The 2,500-nt window shown below is 53.2% G+C and carries 2 protein-coding genes (1 of these 2 only partly in view); one reads left to right on the top strand and one right to left on the bottom strand.

Annotated elements, in window-relative coordinates:
- Positions 1-493, top strand: the 3' portion of a protein-coding gene (locus FLZ89_RS05595; protein WP_141264100.1) for an endonuclease III domain-containing protein. The gene continues 242 nt to the left of window position 1, outside the view; only the last 493 of its 735 coding nucleotides appear in the window; its start codon lies off the left edge, out of view; it ends in the stop codon at positions 491-493.
- A gap of 36 nt (positions 494-529) precedes the next feature.
- Here the strand turns inward: FLZ89_RS05595 and FLZ89_RS05590 are convergent, their stop codons facing one another.
- Positions 530-1,966, bottom strand: a complete 1,437-nt coding sequence (locus FLZ89_RS05590; protein ID WP_141263728.1) for a 4Fe-4S dicluster domain-containing protein — start codon at positions 1,964-1,966, stop codon at positions 530-532.
- Positions 1,967-2,500 lie beyond the last annotated feature (534 nt).

Below are 2,500 nucleotides of genomic sequence, written 5' to 3'. Positions count from 1 at the left end.
CCTCGATGCCGAAGCCATGTACAGGGCAACTGCGGCTGAACTGGAACCCCTCATCCGGCCGGCAGGATATTATCGTACCAAAGCTAAAAAGCTCAAGGCTTTTGTTGAACACCTGTGGCAACGGTATAACGGGTCCCTGTCCGCCATGTTTTCCCGACCCCTGGCGGAACTGCGTCCGGAGATACTGGCTATTTATGGTATCGGCCCGGAGACGGCCGACGCTATCCTCTGTTACGCTGGCAACTATCCCATCATGGTCATGGATGCCTACACGCGACGGGTATTTTCGCGGCTGGGCTTTTTTGATGAAAAGATAACCTATCAAAGCATGCAGGAGTTTTTTATGGCCAACCTGCCGCAAGACCAGTATCTCTACAATGAATATCACGCCCTGATTGACGGGTTGGCAAACCAGCTCTGCCGCAAAAACCGGCCCGAATGCTCAAAGTGTCCCCTTGAGGATATTTGTCCCCGAGTCGGGGTTAATATTTAAGGCCTCTGGTATTAACCAGAGGCCTTCTCGATCAAATCAGCGGTAGAATTTTTCCACTGCCCGGGCGCTTTCCCGCGGCCCGACCAGAGCTACTGGCCCGCCGACACAGCCTCCCTCGCAGGCCATACCTTCTAAAAAGTTCCCCGGCAGTTTTCCTGCCCTGGCCAGGTTTAGATACCGTTTACATTCCTCCAGGCCGCTTGCCAGGACAGGTTTGAATTCGACGGCAGCCCCCTGTTCCTTGAGGGCTTGTTCAATCGCTGCGGCAACACCCCCGCTTACCGGGAAACCCCGACCCCACACTGAAGCTGGGGCGGCAGACGCAGAAATCGGGTTGAGAGCAGCGGGGTCTACTTCCCTGGCAGCGAGTAAGGCTGCCAGCTCTTCAAAAGTAAGCACAGCGTCGATGCCGGTCCCAGGGCCGAGGGCCTCTTCCTTTTTGGCCACGCATGGCCCTATAAATACCACTTTGCTGCTTGGAGCTTCAGCCTTAAGCATCCGGCCCAGGACCACCATTGGTGACGGGACCGGGGCAAGGTGATCAGCCAGGTCCGGATAATTTTTCCGCACGAAGGATACAAAAGCGGGACAACAGGAACTGGCCAGCCACTCTTTTTCCGCCACCGTTTGGCTAAATTCTTCTGCTTCCAGTGCAGCCACCCGGTCCGCCCCCCGGGCCACCTCGGCAGTAGCGGTAAAACCCAGTTCGGCGAGGGCCGCCAAAACCTGGCCTACCGACACGTTGGGGCCAAATTGGCCGGCAATCGCCGGTGCCACGGCGGCCACAACCTGTTCGCCTGCTTGAAGCCAGCGAATCACTTCCGGCAACTGGGACTTATCCGCAATAGCTCCAAAGGGGCATGCTGTCAGGCAAGTACCGCAAGCGGTGCAAAATTCGCGGTCAATCACCGAATTGCGGTTGGGCCCGGGTTTAATAGCCCCGGCCGGACAAGAACGCTCGCAGGGACGGCTAACCTCCACAATGGCGTGGAAGTAACAGGCCCGGCTGCAACGCCCGCATTCAACGCATTTTTCTTGATCGATATAGGCCCGGCGGCCAACAATTGTTATAGCTTTTTTCGGGCAGGTGTTTACACAAAAATGGGCGACGCAGCCCCGGCAGGCATCGGTGACCAGGTAACGATCAATGGGACAACGATCACAGGCTATCTCAATTATATCCAGTACCGGGTAGGTGATGTGGTGCCCGGCCAGGCTCTTTTCGGCAACGGCTCCCAGGCGTTCATCTTCGCCCACTTCCCGGGGTGAAAAACCAAGGGCAAACTTAACCCGTTCGGCCAGGATCGCCCTTTCCTTGTACACACAGCAACGGTAACGGGTTATGCCCGCATCAGTAAGGGCGCGCGGGAGCCTGTCTATTTCGCTCTCAAGCCTCCCCGTGAGGGCAAGATGGGCTACTTCCCGCAACACCTCAAATTTAATCTTGGCGACTTCAGATTTGAATGAACGCATGTTTTCTCTCCTCTACCTGGTTGTTTATCAAACCTTATCTTATATTCCTTACAAGTTATATGTCAATGGAAACAAGTTTCATAATTGATTACTCAAGGAAGGAAGTATCTCAAGGCGATAGCCGGCTTTCGGCCAGGAAAGCGAGGAAATTGAGGCATAGTGACGCAAAAAAAAGAAAAAAGGGGATGATGTTAAGGAAATGTTAAGCAGATAGCTCTATAATCATTTACTCTGCCTTGCCTGCCGGCAGAATTCATGCTATAGTATTAAATGCTCCTGCAAGGGAGGAGAAAATAGCCTGGTAGTAATTGTCAGTTGACTGGGCGAATTAAAAATGCTAATATATATAACTGCGCGCTTCCATAGCGCAGCAGTAAGAGGGCGAAAAAAGCCCTTGACGAAGGAAAGAAAAAATGATAAACTAAAAAAGTCGCGTTGAGCGAAGCAGGTCTTTGAAAACTGAACAGTGGAAGAGGGCCAGACGTAAAAAGGGACCCTGTAAGAGAAGACAGGGGTCAAGCTAGACGTAGAATA

It is taken from the genome of Moorella sp. E306M (assembly GCF_006538385.1).
Lineage (GTDB): Bacteria > Bacillota > DSM-521 > Neomoorellales > Neomoorellaceae > Neomoorella.
Note: the sequence above shows the minus strand (reverse complement) of the source record. Positions and strands in the feature narration are given on the sequence as shown.

Coding starts and splice junctions, on each gene's coding strand:
- FLZ89_RS05590 (WP_141263728.1), bottom strand. CDS start 1,966: ATGCGTTCATTCAAATCTGAAGTCGCCAAGATTAAATTTGAGGTGTTG.